This is a genomic window from Psychrilyobacter sp. (assembly GCF_037132775.1).
GTDB lineage: Bacteria > Fusobacteriota > Fusobacteriia > Fusobacteriales > Fusobacteriaceae > Psychrilyobacter.
In genome coordinates this window covers 1-20,433 of the sequence record NZ_JBAHZY010000121.1, presented here as the reverse complement: position 1 = coordinate 20,433, position 20,433 = coordinate 1, and the positions used below count along the sequence as shown (strand labels likewise).

The following is a 20,433-nucleotide window of genomic DNA, read 5'->3' as shown; positions in this document are numbered from 1 at the left end:
TTAGTGGTGACTTTTCCTTATAATGTAATAGCACTACCTTATTTAACTTATTTAGCTTATAAGAGAGGTAAATATGGGATATTTAAGGTTATGTTAATTTGCATAATAATATCTAAGGACAAAAATATTTTAGTAGAACTAGGGATTATTTTTGCGACTGTATTTATAGTAAATTATTTTTTATCTAAGGTATTAGGATACGAGAAGATAAATATAGTTTATTATAGTTTGATACAATTTGTTATTTATGGAGCATATTTATATATAAAATTGCCGTACTTTTATCCCTACCAAGGGGTACTTATGTTTGGCGGATATCTGCTACTTAATTATGGCTTTATAGAAAAATTAAGGGAAAACATATGAAATTAAAAAGAAAAACGTTGTCGGTAAAATTGAAAAGATCGGAAAAAGGAAGGGGACAAAACTTTCTTGTAATAGTTGCAATAATATATAGTTTGATATTTGCACGACTTTTTTTTATGCAGATAATAAAAGTAGAAAAGTATAAAAAAATGTCCAACAAAAATAGTGTTAAAATAAAGAGGATAAACGGTTATCGTGGTAAAATATATGATTCAAACGGTAAACTCTTGGTAAATAATGAGGCTGGGTATAGACTAGTTTATCTAAATGAAAGAAAATATGATGAAAAAAAATTAAATGAGATGTCAAAACTTTTGGGATATGATAAAAAAACAATAAAAAAGAGGATAGAGTATGGGGAAATCTATAGTTATACTCGAGAAAATGTTATTTTTGATGATATTTCCAAAGAAAAAGCTCATAGAATAATAGAAAAAAATTCAGATTTTCCATATTTAGAAGTTCAAATTTATTCTAAAAGAAAATATCTTAATGAGTCGTTGGGATCCCATATTCTGGGATATGTAAGAAGTGTTTCTCCAAGTGAATATGAAAAAATGAAGGACCGTGGATATAAAAAAAATGATATAATAGGGAAACAGGGAATTGAAAAGGAATACGAGTCTTATCTCAGAGGAGAAAATGGTTATAACTATATTGAGGTAAATGCACATAACAGGTTTGTTAAAACCTTAGAAGAGAAAAAACCTAAAATGGGAGATGATATCTATCTTACTGTAGATTTTGATCTTCAACAGAAAATAACTGAGTATATGAATATGAAAAAAATGAAGGGTGCCTTCGTGGCTATAGAACCAAAAACCGGCAAGATAATAACTATGGTAAGTAATCCCGAATATCCACTGAACACCATGATCTCTAGGATGACAACTAAGGAATGGAATGATATTATGTTTAATGAAGATAGACCTTTAGAAAATAGAGCCATAACAGGGAGATACCCACCTGGTTCAATATTTAAGGTTTTATCAGCATTAGCTTTTTTGGAGGAAGGATTGAATCCTAACGAGATTTTTTTTGATCCCGGGTATTACCAGATAGGTAAATGGAAATGGAGAAGTTGGAAAAGACAGGGACATGGGTATACAGACCTGGCTAAATCCTTGATAGAATCTGTAAACTATTACTACTATAGAGCAGCAGATAAATATGGGCGGAAGAAGATGCTAGAAGTGGCAGATGCTTTTGGAATAGGTAAAAAAACAGGAATCGACATACCAGGAGAAAAACCCGGTCTCTTGCCGAGTAATGAATGGAAAAAAAGAAGATTAAAAGAATCATGGTATACGGGGGATTCTATAAATTTGTCTATAGGACAAGGGTACCTCTTGGTAACCCCTCTACAAATGACAAAAGCTTATTCGATATTAGCTAATAAGGGGTATACTTATACTCCCCATTTAGTTGAAAAAATAGTAACTGAAAAAGGAGAAATAAAGGAAATAAAGGAAATAAAAGGAGAGAGAGAGGAAGTAAAGTACAATAATAGATATATGGAAGAGATTAAAGAAGCCTTGGTACAAGCTGTAGAAGCTAAAAATGGGACAGCGAAAAGATTGAGAACAAATGGAGTAAGGGTGGCCGCTAAAACAGGGTCAGCTCAAAACTCAAAATACAAAGAACCTCATTCTTGGGTTTCAGGATATTTTCCAGCTGATAAACCGGAAATAGTGTTTACAGCTTTTATAGAAGGCGGAGGTTCTGGAGGTAAAGATGCAGCCAAAGTAGCCAAAGTTTTTATAGATGCTTATTTAGAAAAGAAAAAAGATGAAAAAAATAGTGAAAAAAAGTAATGATAAATTAAGGTTACCCTTAATTGAAGAGATGTTATTGTTAAATTTTTAAGGGTCGGTAAAGAAGCCTTCCTTCAAAAATTAAGGAGGAGAAAAATGAATACAACAGAAAAGGTAGAGATACCTAAATCTTTATCTGATAATCCTGTAAAAAGAGTCAAAAGTTTTTTTAAAAGACCTAAAAAAACTAATGTTGAGACTGTGGAAAAATCAGAAAAACTAAAAAAACTAGAAAGACTAGAAAAACTAGGAACTGAAAAAAAAGTAGAAACTGTAGAAGTGAAAAATGATGTAGTAGCGAAAGATTCGATAAATGATATAAAACATAGAAAGAAGGTTCATAAAGGACCTAAAAAAATAGTTCCAAATGAAAAAAAAGTCCCTTCATCCAATAAAAAAGAGGAAAAATTATTTGTTATACCTCTAGGTGGTTTAGACGAGATAGGAAAAAATATGACTTTATTTCAATATAGAGATGAGATCGTAATAGTAGATGCAGGGATAGCTTTTCCAGATGAAGCATTGCCGGGAATAGATGTAGTAATTCCTGATTATAGCTATATAGCGAGTAATAAAGACAAGATAAAAGCATTACTAATCACCCATGGTCATGAGGATCACATTGGCGGAACGCCATACCTTTACCGGACTATAGATCATAATGTACCTATGTATGGTGGTAAATTAGCGTTAGCTCTGGCAAAATCAAAGTTTGAAAAATCATCTTTTGGAAACTTTACACCTAAGATGAAGGAAGCTCGTGGAAGAAGTAAATTTAAGATAGGAAAATATTTCGAAGTAGAATTCATAAGTGTAACTCATAGTATAGCAGATGCATATGCTATTTGCATAAAGACACCAGCTGGAAAAGTTCTACACACAGGAGACTTTAAAATAGACTTAACACCAGTAGATGGAGAGGGGTTTGATTTCAGTGGATTTGCTAGATTGGGGGACGAAGGGATAGATCTGTTACTTTCAGATAGTACAAACTCGGAATTAGAGGGGTATACTCCATCTGAAAGAAGTGTAGGAGAATCTATAAGAAAGGAATTTGAAAAAGCAACGGGAAGGATAATCATAGCTTCTTTTGCATCTCATATATATAGACTTCAACAAATTATCAATGAAGCCCATAGAGTTAACAGAAAGATAGCTATAGAGGGAAGAAGTATGGTAAAAGTATTTGATATAGCTTCTAAACTTGGGTATTTAAAGTTACCAGAAGGAATAATGGTAAGTCTAAAGCAGGTCGAAAAATTACCAGATGAGAAAGTTGTACTACTATGTACTGGAACTCAGGGAGAACCGTTAGCGGCGCTATCAAGAATTGCTAAAAATATGCATAAACATATTAAGATTAGAAAAGGTGATACAGTAATAATATCTGCAACGCCAATTCCTGGAAATGAGAGAGCAGTTTATAACAACATAAATAGCCTATTAAAAAATGATGCAGATGTTGTCTTCAAAAAAATAGCTGGTGTTCATGTATCTGGACATGGGAGTCAAGATGAGCAAAAATTGATGTTAAACTTAGTTAGACCTAAAAACTTTATGCCTGTGCACGGGGATTATAAGATGTTAATAGCTCATAAAAAAACAGGAATGGAAACAGGAATACCAGAAGAAAGAATAATTATAGCTACAAATGGAAGTAGGGTAGAGGTAACAAAATCTTATGTTAAATTAGCAGGGAAGGTAACTTCTGGGATTACATTGGTAGATGGATTAGGAGTAGGAGATATCGGTAAGGTAGTTCTTAGAGATAGACAGCAGCTGGCTGAAGATGGTGTGGTAATAGTAGTTCTTACGATTGATAAAACAAGTGGTAAATTATTAGCAGGACCAGACATAGTCACTAGAGGATTTGTATACTCTAAAGATGCAGATATCATGATCAATGAAGCTAAGGGAATTATTAGAGGGAAAATATTAGCTCTAAAAGAAGAGGATGCTAAAAATTGGTCAACGTTAAAAACTATAGCGAAAGATACAGCCAATAAATTTTTCTATGAGAAGATCAAGAGATCACCGATTATCTTACCAATAGTAATGGAAGTATAGTAAAAATAAAGTTTCGAAGTTAAAAATGTAAAACAAAAAATATAAGGGCAGTATATTATACCTGCCCATTAATAAAAACAGAGGACGGTAAAAAAATGAAATTAACAAGTAAAAAAAGAGCATATTTAAGAAAGGTAGCACACGAGATGTCACCATTAGTAAGAGTGGGAAAAGATGGATTTAACGAAAACATAGTAAAGAGTATACTAGATGCAATCGAAAAGAGAGAGTTAATCAAAGTAAAAATATTACAAAACTCAGAGGTAGACAAGAAAGAATTGGCTGCTAAATTAGCTGAAAAAAGTGGTTGTGAAGTAGTAGGAATTACAGGTAGAATCATAACTTTATACAAAGAAAACAGGGATCATCCAGTGGTATCTGAAGATCTTAGAAGAATATAACTAAAAAAGTTTAATTAGGGGTTTTACATGGATAAAAAACAACTGATAGAGGGGCTAACAATTAAATCTAATGAGATTAGAGAAATAATAATTGAAACAGTGAGTAAAAATGGTGGACATATAGGTCCTAATTTAGGAGTTGTAGAGTTAACCCTAGCAATCCACAGTATTTTTGACTCACCTAAGGATAAAATTTTATTTGATGTTGGGCATCAGTCCTATGTACATAAACTATTGACCGGTAGGAAAGATAGGTTTTCTACCCTTCGTCAAAGACATGGAATAGGACCGTTTACAGACAGGGATGAATCTCCCCATGATCATTTTATATCTGGGCATGCAGGATCAGCACTTTCAGCAGGATTTGGGATAGCAATAGCTGATAAGGAGAATAAGGTTATAGTAGTTATAGGTGATGCATCTATAGCTAATGGCCACTCTTTGGAAGCATTAAATAATATGGGTGGAAGATGTGAAAATCTTATAGTTATATTAAATGACAATGAGATGTCTATAGGAAATAATGTAGGAGCGCTTTCAGGTTTTTTTAGCCGTGTAATGGGGAGTAAATTTTATTTAGAATTAAAAAATGAAGTTGAAGGAATAGTTAGGCGTGGAAAGATTGGAAATAAGATAGCTGATATAATTGGTAGGGTAGAGCACGGAGTGAAGACCATAGTTGCTCCTATAAGTATGTCGGAATTTTTAGGATTTAGATATATAGGACCAGTGAATGGACATAGTTTTGAGGAACTGTTACCGGCACTAGAAAAAGCTAAATACTTAAAAGGACCTATATTTTTACATATAAAAACCCACAAGGGGAAGGGATATATTCCTGCAGAGGAAAATCCAGAGAAATTCCATGGGATATCACCTTTTAATATAGAAACAGGAGAAGCACCTAAGGGTGAACCATCTTATTCTAAAATATTTGGTGATAAATTAACTGATATGGCAAAAGATAATAGTGATATTTATGCTCTGTGTTGTGGAATGGTCAAAGGGACAGGATTATCAGATTACTTTGACAAGTTTAAGGAAAGAGCCTATGATATGGGAATAGCCGAAGGACATACAGTAACATTTGCAGGTGGGCTAGCTACCCAAGGGAAGACACCTTACGTAGCAATCTACTCAACTTTTTTACAACATGCCTATGCTCAACTTATTCACGACATATCCATTCAAAATCTATCTGTGAATTTTATCTTAGATAGGTCAGGAATAGTAGGAGAGGATGGGAAAACTCATCAAGGATTATATGATATACCATACCTACTAACAGTACCAAATATAAATGTACTAGCTCCTACAACTAAAAAAGAATTAGAAGAGATCTTGGAATTTTCAGCCATCTATAAAGGTGGACCACTGAGTATTAGAATTCCTAGAGATAGTGCTTGGGATTATAACTCCCCTGTATTTGAATTTGGCAAGTGGAAAGAAGTTGAACAAGGTAGTGATACCTTGATACTCGCTGTTGGAAGTATGGTAAAAGAAGTGGTAAATATTACAAAAGAATTAAAAACTAAGGGTATTTCTCCTACTATTGTAGGAGTGTCTAGTATCAGACCTTTGGACAAAAAATATATAGAAGAAAATTTTAAAAAATATAAAAATATAATAACGTTAGAAGAAGGTCGGGTAAAAAGTGGCTTTGGAAGTTTTCTCTTGGAGATGACAAATTCTATGGATATCTACAAGAAAATATTTAGATTAGGAATAGAGTGTGATTTTATACCTCACGGGGAAAGAGGGAAACTTCTAGAAGAATTTGGGCTTAGAGGGAAACCTCTTGTGAATGATATTGAAAGGTGTGTAAATGCAAAATATTAATAAAAAAGCAAAAGAATATATAAACGTATTGTTAGATTTTCCTGTAATAGAGCAATTAAAAGAAATGGAAGATTTAGGGGTTTCAGTAACAACTCATACCTATGATGTTTTAGAAATTGCCATAAGAGATTTAAAAAAATCTTATCGTAGTTTAAAAAGAGCAGGAGAAGAACTGGATCTATTTGCCATGCTTGTAGGAATAATAATCCATGATACTTCAAAAGCAAGTTTGAGAACAGGTGGAGATTCTATCTTATCTCATAGTCAGGTGATGTTAAAAAAACCTGATAGGATAAGGAAGGAAGCTGTAGGAATACTAAAGAATATGGAAGAAAAAACAGGTTTGGTTTTAAATCCTAATACTGAAAGAAAGATAGTTCATATTGTCCTATCTCACCATGGTAGATGGGGAAGAGTTACTCCTAGTAATAAAGAAGCTCTTATGGTACATAAAGCCGATGAATACTCTGCAAAATATCATAGGATAAATCCAATTGGTGCAGATAAAATCGTAGAATTAATGGCTAAAGGTCATAGTTTGGATGAAATCAAAGAAAAGTTAGACTGTACCAGCGGTATTATAAAAGACAGACTTAAAAGGTCAAAAGTAGAACTAAAATTAAAAACAAACAAACAACTACTTAGTTATTATAATGCTAATAAAAAAATAGTTATAGGGGATGAATTTTTTATAAAAAGAATCACCGAAACAGAGGAATTAATTAGAAAAGTCGATAAATCAGGATTTGAAACACTGGTAAAAAGATGTAAGTTATTCAATCATTTTAACGACAATCAAATATTTGATAGAGGACTGTAAAGGGGTTGTAGATGAAAGAGAGATTAGATGTACTTTTGGTACAACAGGGTTTTTTTGAAACTAGAGAAAGAGCTAAAAGAGCTATTATGGCAGGAGTTGTAATAGTAGATGATAAAAAGATAGAAAAAGCAGGTACCGCGATAAAATGGACCGATGAACTCCCTGAGATTAGGATCAAAGGTGATGTTTTGAAGTATGTCAGTCGTGGAGGATTAAAATTAGAAAAAGCTATAAAAATATGGGATCTCGATTTTTTAGGGAAAACAATCCTGGATGTAGGAGCCTCTACAGGCGGATTTACAGATTGTGCCCTGCAAAGTGGTGCATCTTTTGCCTATTCAATGGATGTTGGGACCAATCAATTAGATTGGAAACTTCGTAATCATGAGCAGGTAAAATCTATTGAAGGAACGCATATAAAAGATCTTACTTTAGAAGATATTGATAATAGCGACATAGATTTTATTGTTATGGATGTATCTTTTATCTCTATAACTAAGGTAATTCCTCATCTAATTAAATTTATGAATGAAGACACTAAATTAATGGCTTTAATCAAGCCACAATTTGAGGTAGGACGTGAAAATGTTGAAAAAGGTGGGGTAATAAAAAATCCTAAGAAGCGCAAGATGGCCATAGATATGGTCGTAGAAAGTGCAGCTGAATATGGAATAAAATTACATCAATTGGACTTTTCTCCTATAACAGGAGGAAAGGGAAATATAGAATATATCTCATTATTTTCACTAGCAGAGACTAAAAACACTGTAGATATAAATAAAGTTGTAGAAGAGAGTAAACAGTTAAGATAAAAAAAAGAAGAGTAAGAGGAGAAAATATGTTATATATTGTAGCAACTCCAATAGGAAACCTAGAGGATATGACTTACAGAGGGGTAAGAATTCTAAAAGAGGTAGATTACATATTTGCTGAAGATACTAGGGTGACCAGAAAATTATTAAATCATTTTGAGATTAAAAATATGGTGTATAGATACGATGAGCATACCAAGGGTCATCAAGTAGGGAATATAGTAAATTTACTTTTAGAGGGAAAGGATATAGCATTAGTTACAGATGCTGGAACACCTTGTATTTCTGATCCTGGATATGAAGCTGTAGATGCTGCTCTTAATAATGATATAAAAGTAGTTCCTATAGCAGGCGTAAGTGCACTTACGGCAGCCGCTTCAGTGGCTGGAATATCCATGAAAAGAATTGCTTTTGAGGGCTTTTTACCCAAGAAAAAAGGTAGACAAACTCTGTTAAAAGAGTTAGCTAAAGAGGAGAGGGTAGTTGTATTATACGAATCTCCCCATAGAATCCTAAAAACCCTAAAGGATGTCAATGAATATTTTGGGGACAGATATGTAATCATAGTTAGAGAGATTACAAAGATGTTTGAGGAGATAATCAGAGGTAAGACATCGGAATTAATCGAAAGATTGGAAGCCAATCCTATAAAAGGGGAGATCGTTCTTTTGATAAAGCAAGAAGAAGTGACTAAGAAAAAAGAAAAAGTAAATAAATATGCAAGGGATTAGGAGTCATTTTTCTCACTAAAGATAAGAACATTGGTCAGAATAAAACAGCCAAAAATAAATTTAGAAAGGATAAATAATTATGTCGATGACAAAAATAAACTGGTATCCTGGTCATATGAAAAAGACCAAGGAAATGATAGTTGAGAATATGAAAATAATAGATATCGTATTAGATATCGTAGATGCAAGAATTCCACTTTCAAGCAAGAATCCAGAAATAGCAAAATTTTCGAAAGGTAAAAAAAGAATAATTCTTTTAAATAAGGCTGATTTAGTCGAAAAATATGAATTGGCATATTGGAAAAATTATTTCGAAGAAAATAATTCAGCTGATTATGTACTAGAAATCTCAGCTGAAACTGGATACAACATGAAAGCTTTATTTCAAATAATAGATGAAGTTGCGAAAGAAAAATTAGAAAGAATGAAGAAAAAAGGTCTGAGAAAGGTTCAGACGAGACTTATGATTGCCGGTATTCCCAACGTTGGAAAATCCAAGTTAATCAATAGAATTGTTGGTAAAAAGATAACTGGAGTAGGAAATAAACCAGGATTTACCAGAGGTAAGCAATGGGTTAGAATAAAAGAAGGATTGGAGTTATTAGATACTCCTGGTATCTTATGGCCTAAATTTGAAGACCAAAGAATCGGATATAATTTAGCAATAGCAGGGGCTATAAAAGATGAGATCTTACCTATTGAAGAGGTAGCTAGTCTGCTTATAAAAAAAATGTTCGGGTTTAAAAAATCAAAAATTCTACAAGAAAAATATAAATTAACAGATGAAGATATGCAGGAGATACCTGAAATTATACTGGATAGAATTGCCCTTAGAATGGGGATGATTCTAAGTGGTGACAGGGTAAATACAAAGCAGGCCGCCTTGACCTTATTACGTGATTATAGATCCAAAAAATTAGGTAAATTTGGTTTAGACAAGAATATGTCTGAATAGGAGATTTTTATATGAATGATATTAAATCAAAAATAAAATTAAATATGGAATTGACTGAAAAAATACTGGTAAATTTTATCAGAGAAGAGGTTAGAAGTGCTGGATTTGAAAAGGTAGTCTTAGGATTATCTGGAGGAATAGATTCTGCCATAGTAGCTTTTCTAGCTGTAAAAGCACTGGGACCTGAAAATGTATTGGGGATAATGATGCCTTATAAAACTTCTAGTCGTGAAAGTTTAGAAGATGCTCAAAGGGTAATGGAAGCTACTGGGATGAGAGTTAAAAAGATAGAAATTACAGAGATGCTAGATGTATATTTTGCCAAAGAACCTGATATTTCAGATTTGAGAAAAGGAAATAAGATGGCTCGTGAAAGAATGACTATCCTATATGACTACTCAGCCAAGGAAAAATCATTGGTACTAGGAACTTCTAATAAAACCGAAATTTTGCTAGGTTACAGTACTCAGTGGGGGGATTCAGCTTCGGCAATCAATCCCATAGGGGATCTTTTAAAAACTCAAGTTTGGGAACTCTCTGAACATATGGGAGTTCCAAAGGAAGTTATAGAGAAAAAACCAAGTGCCGACCTTTGGGAAGGGCAATCCGATGAGGATGAATTGGGATTTTCATACTTTTTAGCTGATGAAATCATTAATTTATTGGTAGATGAAAGGTATAGAAAGGATGAGATCTTAGAGATAGGGTACTCTGAAAAAACTATAGATTCCATCCTTTGGAGAATAAAAACCAATCAATATAAGAGAAAACTACCTCTCATAGCTAAAATATCTAATAGAACTATGGGAAGAGAATTTAGATATCCTAGAGACTGGGGGATATAACCAGACTCAAAAATTAAGAGGTAGACTGCCTAGGCAGTCTATCTTTTATATCATATACGGTGTTTAGAAATTTAATTTTGGGGCTGTGGCTAATAAAAAAGGAGTATATGCCGATGTTGATTAATAATAAGGAATTTGATTTTGAAAATAAAACTTATACCATGGGAATATTAAACCTTACACCTGATTCATTTTCAGATGGGGGATCATATGTCAATCTAGATAGTGCTATAAAAAGAGCAAAGAAGATGGTAGAAGAGGGAGTGGACATAATCGATATAGGAGCTGAATCTACTAGACCTGGAGCTGCCTATATAGAAGAAGAGGAAGAGTTGAGACGAATACTTCCTGTGGTAGAAAAGTTAATAAAAGAGGTGGATGTTCCTATATCTATCGATACATATAAACCTCGCGTAGCTGAGGAATGTATCAAAGCAGGGGCACACATTATAAATGATATAAAAGGTTTGAAAGATGACTTCAATATGGCTAAAGTGATAGCGAAATATGGGGTTTTTGTTATAATTATGCATATTCAGGGAAACCCTAAAAATATGCAGAGAAATCCTGGATATGATAATATAATAAAAGATATTAAGAAAAGTCTGGAAGAAAGCATAGATATTGCTGTTAAAGCAGGAATATCACCTGAAAAAATAATATTAGATCCAGGAATTGGGTTTGGTAAAACCTTTGAAAATAACCTAGAAATCATAAAAAAATTATGTGAATTTAGAAAACTAGAGTATCCTTTATTAATAGGTGCTTCTCGAAAAGGATTTATTGGAGACATATTAGGAACTCCTCCCTTAGATAGATTGGAAGGAAATTTAGCAGTTGCAGTGATATCAGCTTATAATGGTGCTTCTATAATAAGAGTTCACGAGGTGAAAGAAACCGTGAGAGCATTAAAGATGACAGATGCTGTGAAATCAATAAAAAGTTGAAATAAGGAGAAACTATGAAGGGTGAAGATCAGTTAAAGCAAGAATTGGATGATTTTAAAAAAGAAAAAGATAGAATAAGTAATATAGTTGGACAGATTGGTGGAAGTAAGGGTAATTCAAGTAATAATTTAATAAATATAGCTTTTTTTGGAATATTATTTGTACTTATTATTTTTGGAGCAGTACTAAAAAAAATATCTTTGGAAATAGAAATTGCAGCAGCGATATTGCTGGTCGTATTAAAGGTTGCTTGGATGATTAATGAGGCACAAAAAGTTAGTCATTTTCAATTCTGGATCTTAAACTCATTGGAATTTAAGATCAATGAGATGAATAAAAAAGTAAGAAATATTGAAAAAACTTTAAAAAAAATAGAAAGTAATAGTGATTTGAAAGCGGATGAAGAAAAAACAGATATATAAATTACATTTAGAAGGCAGGAAAATATGAAAAATAATGTAATATTTAAGGGGTCTAATGGCAAATTGATAATAATATTAAATCCTTCAATTTCCTTCCAGGAATTGAAGGATCACTTAGTGAAAAAGCTTGAGAAATCTAAGCAATTATTTATAGGATATCAATCAATTATTGAGTTTAAAGGTAGAAAGATGGACGAAGACGAAGAGTTAGAATTGTTGAATATTGTAAACGAAACAGTTGATATGAATATTTTATTTGTGACTGACGGGAAAGAATTAGCTTCAAAAGAGGTCGAAAAGCTTACAAATATAGTCAGTGAAGGGATGACAAAATTTCATATAGGGACACTCCGATCAGGTGAAATTTTAGAATATTCTGGAAATATAGTAGTCTTAGGAGATGTCAATCCGGGCTCTATTGTGAAAGCTGAAGGGAATATAGTAGTCATAGGAACTCTAAATGGTGTAGCTCATGCTGGAACAAAGGGAAATGATGAAGCATTCATTGTTGCCTCTAATATGAATCCATTTCAACTTAAGATAGATGAAGTTTTATTTAAAAATTATAGTAGCAATATATTGTTTCGAAGTAAACAAATTATACGAAATAAAAATAATATAGCTTATTTAAAAAATAATATAATGATAATAGATAAATTAACAAGAAAAACATTACAAAATATTGTCATAACTTAGGAGGAACTCAGATATGGGAAAAGTATATGTGGTTACATCTGGAAAAGGTGGGGTAGGGAAAACAACAACAACAGCCAACCTAGGAGTTGGTTTAGCCAAAAATGGTTATAGTGTAGTCCTTATGGATGCGGATATAGGTCTTAGAAATTTAGATGTAATATTGGGGTTAGAAAATAGAATAGTTTATAATTCTATGGATGTTATGGAGGGGACTTGTAGGTTAAAACAAGCACTAATAAAAGATAAAAGATATGACAAATTATTTTTACTGCCAGCTTCTCAAACAAATGATAAGATGGACGTTTCAACAGATATGATGAAAAAATTAGTAGCTGAGCTGAAGGAAAAGTTTGACTATGTATTGATAGATTGTCCAGCAGGTATAGAGCAGGGGTTTAAAAATGCCATAGTAGGGGCAGATGAGGCACTAATAATAACAACTCCAGAGATATCCGCCATAAGAGATGCAGACAGGGTAATAGGTTTACTTACTGCCAGTGAGATGGGAGAGATTAAACTTATTGTAAACAGGGTAAAAATGAAGCTGGTAAATGAGGGGAATATGCTACATATGGATGACATTGTAGATATATTAGGACTTGATATAATCGGTGTAGTCCCAGATGATGAGGAGATAGTGATCTCTACAAATAAGGGGGAACCTGTTACTGTAAAAGCCTTAGCACCTTCTGGCAAAGCATATATGAATATTGCAGGCAGGATAGTAGGAGAAGATATCCCATTTTTAAATATAGATGAAAAGAGAAGTTTTGCTAGCAAATTTAAAAACTTTTTTTCTAGGTAGATGGGGGGATAAATATGTTTGAAAAATTATTTGGAAGAAAAAAATCAAGTGCAGTGGCTAAAGATAGATTAAAATTGGTTTTAATCCATGACAGGAGATTGATATCTAATACTGTTTTAAATCAAATGAAAGATGAACTTATTCAAGTGATTTCGAAATATATAAAGATAGACCAAGAAGAGATAAATATTCAATTTGATGTAGAGACTGGAAATAGAAATAGAAATAGAAATAGAGGAGCACTTATAGTAAATGTTCCTGTAAAAGAGATATTAAAAAGATAAGAAATAATATAGTTATAAAAAAAGAGATTCAAAGCCCTTGGCTTCGAATCTCTTTTTTTAGTCACCCTTTTTATTTACTACGAAGGTAAGTGGACAACCTTCAAATCCAAAGGCTTCTCTAAACTTATTCTCAATATATCTAATATATGAGAAATGTAATAATTCTGGATGGTTACAGAATATAACAAATTTAGGAGGAGCAGATGAAACTTGTGAGCAGTAATTAACTTTAATAGCTCTACCTTTTCTAGTAGGAGGAGCATTTAAAATCATAGCTTCTTTTAATACAGTATTTAATAATCCAGTACTGATTCTCTTATTATATTCTGCATGAATTAAGTCTACATGATCGATTAACTTTAATGTTCTTTGACCGGTTAGTGCAGATACAAATTCGATAGGAGCATAGCTTAAGAATGGTAATTCAACTCTTAAATATTCTTTCATTTTATGCATAGTTTTAGTTTCTTTTTCTACAATATCCCATTTATTTACAACAATAACGAGAGGCTTTTGTTCCTCATGTGCGATACCAGCAATTCTCTTATCTTGTTCAGTAAGACCTTCATTACCATCTATTATCATAAAACAAACATCGGCTCTTTTTATACTCTTAATTGCTCTAAGTACAGAGTAGTATTCTAGATCTTCTTCTATTTTTGATTTTCTTCTAATACCGGCAGTATCTATAAGTACATATTTTTCTCCATTGTGCTCAAAAGCTGAGTCTATAGCATCACGGGTAGTACCAGCGACTTCACTGACTATACTTCTTTCTTCTCCCAATAATCTATTAGTTAAAGATGATTTTCCGGCATTTGGTCTACCGATAAGGGCAATCTTGATCCCTTCTTTCTCTTCAGGCATCTCTAACTGATTGATATGTTTTACAACGGTATCGAGCATATCTCCTAAGTTTACCTTATGCTCTGCTGATACAGGAGCTAGCTCTTCAAATCCTAATCCCCAGAAATCATATGTGTCCTCTAATTGAGCTTGATAGTTATCGATCTTATTTACACATAGGATTACATGTTTATTTTTCTTTCTAAGTAGATATGCTACCTCTTCATCTAAGGCAGTAACACCTGCTTTTCCATCTACAACAAATAGAATAACGTCAGCTTCATTCATGGCAACCTCAGCTTGTTTTCTGATGTTAACCATCATAAAATCATTATTTCTAGGCTCTAATCCACCTGTATCTACTAAGATGAATTCTGTTCCACACCACTCAGTTTCTCTATAAAGTCTGTCTCTTGTAACACCTGGTTGGTTATCAACGATAGCCACTCTATCTCCTACTAATTTATTAAATAGAGTAGATTTTCCAACATTTGGTCTACCAACTATGGCAACTATTGGTTTCATAATTTATTTCCTCCTGTAACTCTTTCCTTGTTAGTACGTCGATTTCTTTTCACTAGTGATCGATTCATATTTTAAATTAAGTTTTAAATATGAAGTTAATTTAAATAATCATGAAATCTTCATTAAGATGGAAGAGTAATTTGTTTAATTCTTCTTAAATTTATTTGTACCCTTAAACTTATTGTTTTTGGGTTTATTAGGTTTGTTATTTGTTTCGTTAGCGTGATCTATATTATCTTTAGATGCTTTATGGTTTTTATTATAAGAATTTCCCATATATCCATTCCTAGCATCTTTATCGATTAAAATATCCTTTTGTTTATACTTTCTGGCTGTATCTTTTTCCACCTTCATAGATTTTCCTGTAAATGGATCTATCTCAGTATAATACATGAGGGTAGAATATGTCGATGGAGTAGGAGTAAAGATTTGAACCTGTTCAGGATTAACCTTCAGCTCATGACTAGCAAAATTCTTGAGATCTTTCATATGTCTCTCATTACACCCTGGATGAGCTGCAATTAGATAGTAAGTTAAAAATTGTTTTTTCCCCAATCTGTCATTTATCTTATAAAATGCATCTTTAAATCTTTTCAGTACATCTTTTCCTTGTTTTCCCATAAGACCTAAAATCTCATCTTCAGTATGCTCAGGAGCTATCTTTAACTGTCCTGATACATGGTCTTTGACTAAGTTTTCAAGGTATAGAGAGCCACATTTATTATCATCCATAATAAGGTCATACCTTATTCCAGAAGCTATAAATACTTTTTTAACTCCTTCTACTTTTTTGACTCTATCCAGTAATTCCAATTGTTTATTATGATTTACATCTAAGACCTTACAAGTTTTAGGATACAGACACCTGATATCCTTACAGGCTCCTAATTTTTGCTTTTTCAGACATTCAATTCCATACATATTAGCTGTAGGACCGCCTAGGTCAGATATATATCCCTTAAATGATTTCATTGTAGAGATATCTTCCACTTCTTTTACTATGGAATCTATACTTCTTTCAGTGATGGTTCTACCTTGATGAACTGCAATGGCACAGAAATTACATTCTCCATAACAACCTCTATGGGTAGTAACCGAATGTTTAATAGTCTCTAGAGCTTTTACATCTCCCATTTTTTTATAGTATGGGTGGAGTGCTCTCTCATATTCTAATCCATAGATCTCATCCATCTCCTCGGTTGAAGGAATAATCGACGGTGGATTTTGGATCAGGTATCTGGTATCTTGTTTTTGTGATAATCCAACAGCTGTAATGTGATCATTGTTTACATAAAACTTTTCAAAGGCTTCTATAAATTTATGCTTGTCAGCTTTACATTCATCGAAACTAGGTAGCTCCAAATATCCAGTTTTGGGTTCCTTTGCAACATAGCAGATCCCACGAATATTGGTGTGATCGTCTCCGTTTTGAATGGCACTAGCTAGTTCTAACATGGATTTTTCACCCATTCCATAGGAAAGGATATCAGCTTTTGAATTGAATAATATAGATTTACGTAATTTATTTGTCCAAAAATCATAGTGAACAGTCCTACGTAAACTAGCTTCTATTCCACCAATAACAATTGGTTTAGGTGTCTGCTTAAAATTTCTCTTTATAAGGTTTGTATATGAAATAGTGGCTCTGTCAGGACGTCTGTTATTTAACCCACCTGGAGTAAAGTCATCTTTCTGTCTTCTTTTTCTAGTAGCAGTATAGTTCGCCACCATAGAATCAACGCATCCTGCAGAGATTGCCCAATATAAGTTGGGTGCTCCTAATCTTTTGATATCGTCATTATTATCTATATCTGGCTGGGCAATGATTCCCACCTTAAATCCATATTTTGACAGAAATTTTCCTATAACAGTACTTCCATTATATGAACTATCGACATAGGAATCCCCAGAAACTAGGATTATATCCAAAGAATCCCAGTCTAATCTCTTCATCTCTTCTCTGGTAGTTGGTAAAAACATATCTTTCTCCCTCTATTACATTACACTAAAATAATTATTCTAAAATACTATACATTATATCATATATGCACTGTTATTGCACGGGGGAATCTTTTGGATAAATTAATTTCTATGGCAAAAAAAACTTTTATGGTAAAATAAATTATAAAATTTAAGGGGGAATGATTATGATAGATTCTAAATTAAAACCTTATATACATCTAGTTAATTTTATGGCTGATTTTCTAGGACCTAGTTATGAAATTGTACTTCATGATGTAAGAAATATAAATAATTCTATAATAGCTATAAAAAATGGACATATTTCTGGAAGAAAGGTAGGAGGACCACTTGCTGATCTTTCCTTTAAACACATAAAAGAAAATAGAAATAGTGATAAAAAATATTTACTTCTATATGGGAAAACGAAGGATGGAAGACAGCTTAAAACTTCTACATACTTCATTAGGAATGAAAAAGAAGATATTATCGGTTTATTGGGAATAAATACCGATATTTCAGATTTTGTAGATCTGAAGAAAAAAATGGAAGACTTTATCAACTATGGCGGAAACAATATAGAAGAAGATAGAGAGGAAGAGCGTTTTGAAAGCTCCATTGAAGATATTATGGATTCCATAATAAATGAAGTTATTACAGAATCAAGGGTCTCTGTAGATCGGATGAATCATCTAGAAAAAATAGAGAAAACTAAAAAATTAAATTTAAAAGGGGTATTTTTGATAAAGGGGTCGGTAGTCAAGGTAGCTGAAAAATTAAAAACCTCAGAGGCTACAATGTATAGATATATAAAACAGGTGAGTAAATAATTAAAAGGAGGTGATTTCTTCACGAAGAAATCACCTCCTTTTAATTATAAAACTGTAGTCATAGAGTCCTTTAGGTTTAATATCTTACATTTTTTAATAAATCTATATCCAATAAAAGCTGTTACAACCTCTGCCACAGGCATGGTTAACCATATACCATATATTCCCCATAATAACAAATATTATTCCCCGAAGGGCTGAGATAAAAGCAGAAAGTTTAGGATTTTCAATAGCTGTAAAATATGCTGCTATAACCATATTGATACCGTTTAAAAAATAAGCAAAACTGTAGATCTTGGCGGCTTTAGTAGTAAATACTAAGAACTCTTTATTATCAGAAAAAATCCCGATTATTTTTTCGCTAAATATGAACATACATGCAAAAGCAACAATGCCAATAATAAAAACTGTTTTTATAGCTAGATTAAAGATACTTCTAATCACGTATTTTTCGTCAGCTCCTAAACTATAACTTATAATTGGTTGTATCCCCTGGGAGACTCCCAAAAGGATAGCAAAAACAACTGTATTGATATAGTTTATAATACTAAAAGCTGAAACGCCTACTTTTCCGATTTCTCTCATGATAATAAGGTTGAATATAAATATTATAAATCCTAAAGAGAATTCACTTACAAATTCTGAAGATCCATTAAAGATACCTTTTATGAGTAGACTAAGGGGAAAATTAGGCTTTACAAATTTGAGCTGACTGTCTTCTCTAAAGAAATCAATGACAAGTATTGTTGTAGCGATGGTCTGAGATATTTCTGTTGCAAGGGCAGCTCCCTTTAGACCATAGCCTAGCCGAATAATGAAAATATAATCTAAAATTATATTTAATACTCCACCTATTATCAATGCATTCATTGAATAGGTAGGTCTACCGTTTGTTCGAACAAAAATCTCTAAAAAATATGTCCCCATGAAAAAAATATTAAAATACATGATTATAGTCATATATTCTATAACCATGGTTTTTAAAGTTCCGGTAGCACCCAAAAAACTTGCAGTTTCTTCTATAAATCCTAAAACGAAAAGACTTATCCCGGCAGCTACTAAAATAAGTATCAGTACAAAAAAACTAAATACCTTACTGGCTTCATAGCTTTTTTTCTCCCCCATCTTTATAGCTACTATGGTAGCACCTCCTGTGGCAATCATAATATTTAGTGCAAATGAGAGCGCAATAACAGCTTCTACCATATTTACAGCAGCCAAACCATCGCTCCCCATAGCTTTACCTATGAATATTCCATCTACAACTATATATAGTGAAGTTACCATCATCCCTACAACACCTGGGATGGTGTATTTTAAAAATAATTTTTTTCTATACTCATCTCCTTCAAATTTATCTCAATAGATAATACCATGGATATACTTATAATCTTTATTCTTTAAATTTTATTAAGTTATTTTTGAGGATATATTAGTAATTTTTATTATATCATTATAAAATGACAAAAATAGAGGGAATTTGATAACTTATTCTAAATATGATAAAATTATTAGGTTATATAAAGGAAACTAATAATCGGAGGTAATAGTGATGGCAGGGCATAGTAAATGGTCTAATATTAAGCATAGAAAAGGAGCTCAAGATAAGAGAAGAGCTCAATTGTTTACAAAGTTAGCAAAAGAGGTAACAATAGCAGCAAAAGAAGGTGGGAAAGATTTAAACTTTAACCCTAGATTAAGACTAGCACTAGAGAAGGCAAAGAAACAAAGTATGCCAAAGGATAATATAGATAGAGCAATAAAAAAAGGTACTGGAGAACTAGCCGGTGTAGACTATATAGAGATTAGATATGAAGGGTATGGTCCCGGTGGAACTGCATTTATCGTAGACGTAGTTACTGAAAATAAAAATAGATCTGCTTCATCTGTAAGGTCAAATTTTGCTAAAAATGGTGGAAATATGGGATCTGACGGAGCAGTAGCATGGATGTTTAATAAAAAAGGTCAAATCATATTAAATTCTGAGGGTTTAGATGCCGATGAGTTTATGATGGAAGCGCTAGAAATGGGTGCAGAAGATCTAGTTGTAGAAGGTGACACATTTGAAATATTAACTGATCATACTGAACTACAAACTGTAGTAGGAGCCTTGACAGAGGCTGGATATAAATATGAAGAAGCGGAGATAGTGATGCTTCCTGAAAATATGGTAAAAGTAGAAGACGAAGAGGTGGCTGAAAAAGTAATGAAATTATTTGAAGCCCTAGAAGATAACGAAGACGTAAACGATGTTTATGCTAACTTTGATATTTCAGATGAGTTAATGGAAAAAATAATGGGATAAAAAAAGAAGGATTCTTGATGGAATCCGGGTCTGTCTCATATTTTGTGTAAACCTCCAAATTAGTGTAAACTACAATTACATTAATTTGGAGGTTTTTTTATGAGAAAAAGAAGAAAAGATTTATCCCCTGATGAATTAGCACGAAAAGAGCTAATTAGAGAATA

General features: G+C 32.6%; 20 protein-coding genes. 17 read left to right on the top strand and 3 right to left on the bottom strand.

All coding sequences use genetic code 11. The annotated features are described in order from the left end of the window. Positions 1 to 90: 90 nt before the first annotated feature. From V5784_RS08010 to minE, 15 genes are all read left to right on the top strand, one after another. Positions 91 to 366: a hypothetical protein gene (locus V5784_RS08010; protein ID WP_336888511.1), complete on the top strand. Its 276-nt coding sequence runs from the start codon at positions 91 to 93 to the stop codon at positions 364 to 366. Then, positions 363 to 2,180, top strand: coding sequence for a penicillin-binding protein 2 (mrdA, locus tag V5784_RS08005; protein WP_336888510.1), 1,818 nt, complete (start codon positions 363 to 365; stop codon positions 2,178 to 2,180). Before V5784_RS08010 ends, mrdA begins: the two co-directional genes overlap by 4 nt. Positions 2,181 to 2,276: 96 nt before the next feature. Then, complete coding sequence (locus tag V5784_RS08000) at positions 2,277 to 4,247, top strand: ribonuclease J (protein WP_336888509.1); 1,971 nt, start codon at positions 2,277 to 2,279, stop codon at positions 4,245 to 4,247. Between the two features lie 95 nt (positions 4,248 to 4,342). Further along, positions 4,343 to 4,648, top strand: a complete 306-nt coding sequence (yhbY, locus tag V5784_RS07995; protein WP_336888508.1) for a ribosome assembly RNA-binding protein YhbY — start codon at positions 4,343 to 4,345, stop codon at positions 4,646 to 4,648. 27 nt (positions 4,649 to 4,675) lie between these two features. After that, positions 4,676 to 6,487 (top strand): 1-deoxy-D-xylulose-5-phosphate synthase, encoded by a 1,812-nt coding sequence (dxs, locus tag V5784_RS07990; protein ID WP_336888507.1) that lies wholly within the window; start codon positions 4,676 to 4,678, stop codon positions 6,485 to 6,487. After that, a complete protein-coding gene (locus tag V5784_RS07985; RefSeq protein WP_336888506.1) occupies positions 6,474 to 7,307 on the top strand; it encodes an HD domain-containing protein in 834 nt (277 codons plus the stop codon). Before dxs ends, V5784_RS07985 begins: the two co-directional genes overlap by 14 nt. An 11-nt stretch (positions 7,308 to 7,318) precedes the next feature. Continuing rightward, positions 7,319 to 8,119: a TlyA family RNA methyltransferase gene (locus tag V5784_RS07980; RefSeq protein ID WP_336888505.1), complete on the top strand. Its 801-nt coding sequence runs from the start codon at positions 7,319 to 7,321 to the stop codon at positions 8,117 to 8,119. A gap of 26 nt (positions 8,120 to 8,145) precedes the next feature. Then, positions 8,146 to 8,850 carry a 16S rRNA (cytidine(1402)-2'-O)-methyltransferase gene (gene rsmI, locus V5784_RS07975; protein ID WP_336888504.1) on the top strand — a complete coding sequence of 235 codons (705 nt, stop codon included), beginning with the start codon at positions 8,146 to 8,148 and terminating at the stop codon, positions 8,848 to 8,850. Between the two features lie 79 nt (positions 8,851 to 8,929). Further along, complete coding sequence (gene ylqF, locus V5784_RS07970; RefSeq protein WP_336888503.1) at positions 8,930 to 9,805, top strand: ribosome biogenesis GTPase YlqF; 876 nt, start codon at positions 8,930 to 8,932, stop codon at positions 9,803 to 9,805. A gap of 11 nt (positions 9,806 to 9,816) precedes the next feature. After that, positions 9,817 to 10,650, top strand: a complete 834-nt coding sequence (locus V5784_RS07965; protein WP_336888502.1) for an NAD+ synthase — start codon at positions 9,817 to 9,819, stop codon at positions 10,648 to 10,650. A gap of 113 nt (positions 10,651 to 10,763) precedes the next feature. Then, the gene (gene folP / locus V5784_RS07960; protein ID WP_336888501.1) at positions 10,764 to 11,597 is read left to right on the top strand and encodes a dihydropteroate synthase; all 834 of its coding nucleotides are present in this window, start codon (positions 10,764 to 10,766) and stop codon (positions 11,595 to 11,597) included. 14 nt (positions 11,598 to 11,611) lie between these two features. After that, positions 11,612 to 12,019 (top strand): hypothetical protein, encoded by a 408-nt coding sequence (locus V5784_RS07955; protein WP_336888500.1) that lies wholly within the window; start codon positions 11,612 to 11,614, stop codon positions 12,017 to 12,019. Positions 12,020 to 12,043: 24 nt separating this feature from the next. Next, the gene (locus tag V5784_RS07950) at positions 12,044 to 12,715 is read left to right on the top strand and encodes a septum site-determining protein MinC (protein WP_336888499.1); all 672 of its coding nucleotides are present in this window, start codon (positions 12,044 to 12,046) and stop codon (positions 12,713 to 12,715) included. Positions 12,716 to 12,728: 13 nt separating this feature from the next. Continuing rightward, positions 12,729 to 13,520, top strand: coding sequence for a septum site-determining protein MinD (gene minD / locus V5784_RS07945; RefSeq protein ID WP_336888498.1), 792 nt, complete (start codon positions 12,729 to 12,731; stop codon positions 13,518 to 13,520). A 14-nt stretch (positions 13,521 to 13,534) separates the two neighbouring features. Continuing rightward, the gene (minE, locus tag V5784_RS07940) at positions 13,535 to 13,804 is read left to right on the top strand and encodes a cell division topological specificity factor MinE (RefSeq protein WP_336888497.1); all 270 of its coding nucleotides are present in this window, start codon (positions 13,535 to 13,537) and stop codon (positions 13,802 to 13,804) included. A 57-nt stretch (positions 13,805 to 13,861) separates the two neighbouring features. Here the strand turns inward: minE and der are convergent, their stop codons facing one another. Next, positions 13,862 to 15,175, bottom strand: a complete 1,314-nt coding sequence (der, locus tag V5784_RS07935; protein ID WP_336888496.1) for a ribosome biogenesis GTPase Der — start codon at positions 15,173 to 15,175, stop codon at positions 13,862 to 13,864. A 144-nt stretch (positions 15,176 to 15,319) separates the two neighbouring features. Then, a complete protein-coding gene (locus V5784_RS07930; protein ID WP_336888495.1) occupies positions 15,320 to 17,155 on the bottom strand; it encodes a YgiQ family radical SAM protein in 1,836 nt (611 codons plus the stop codon). A gap of 167 nt (positions 17,156 to 17,322) precedes the next feature. Here V5784_RS07930 and V5784_RS07925 point away from each other — a divergent pair, with 167 nt between their 5' ends. After that, positions 17,323 to 17,964 (top strand): PAS domain-containing protein, encoded by a 642-nt coding sequence (locus tag V5784_RS07925; protein WP_336888494.1) that lies wholly within the window; start codon positions 17,323 to 17,325, stop codon positions 17,962 to 17,964. Between the two features lie 102 nt (positions 17,965 to 18,066). On the opposite strand, the gene V5784_RS07920 is transcribed toward V5784_RS07925, so the two are convergent. Then, entirely contained in the window at positions 18,067 to 19,254 is a 1,188-nt protein-coding gene (locus V5784_RS07920; protein ID WP_336888493.1) for an MATE family efflux transporter, read from the bottom strand. 262 nt (positions 19,255 to 19,516) lie between these two features. On the opposite strand from V5784_RS07920, the gene V5784_RS07915 reads away from it, so the two are divergent. Next, positions 19,517 to 20,269: a YebC/PmpR family DNA-binding transcriptional regulator gene (locus V5784_RS07915; RefSeq protein WP_336888492.1), complete on the top strand. Its 753-nt coding sequence runs from the start codon at positions 19,517 to 19,519 to the stop codon at positions 20,267 to 20,269. Positions 20,270 to 20,433: the final 164 nt, after the last annotated feature.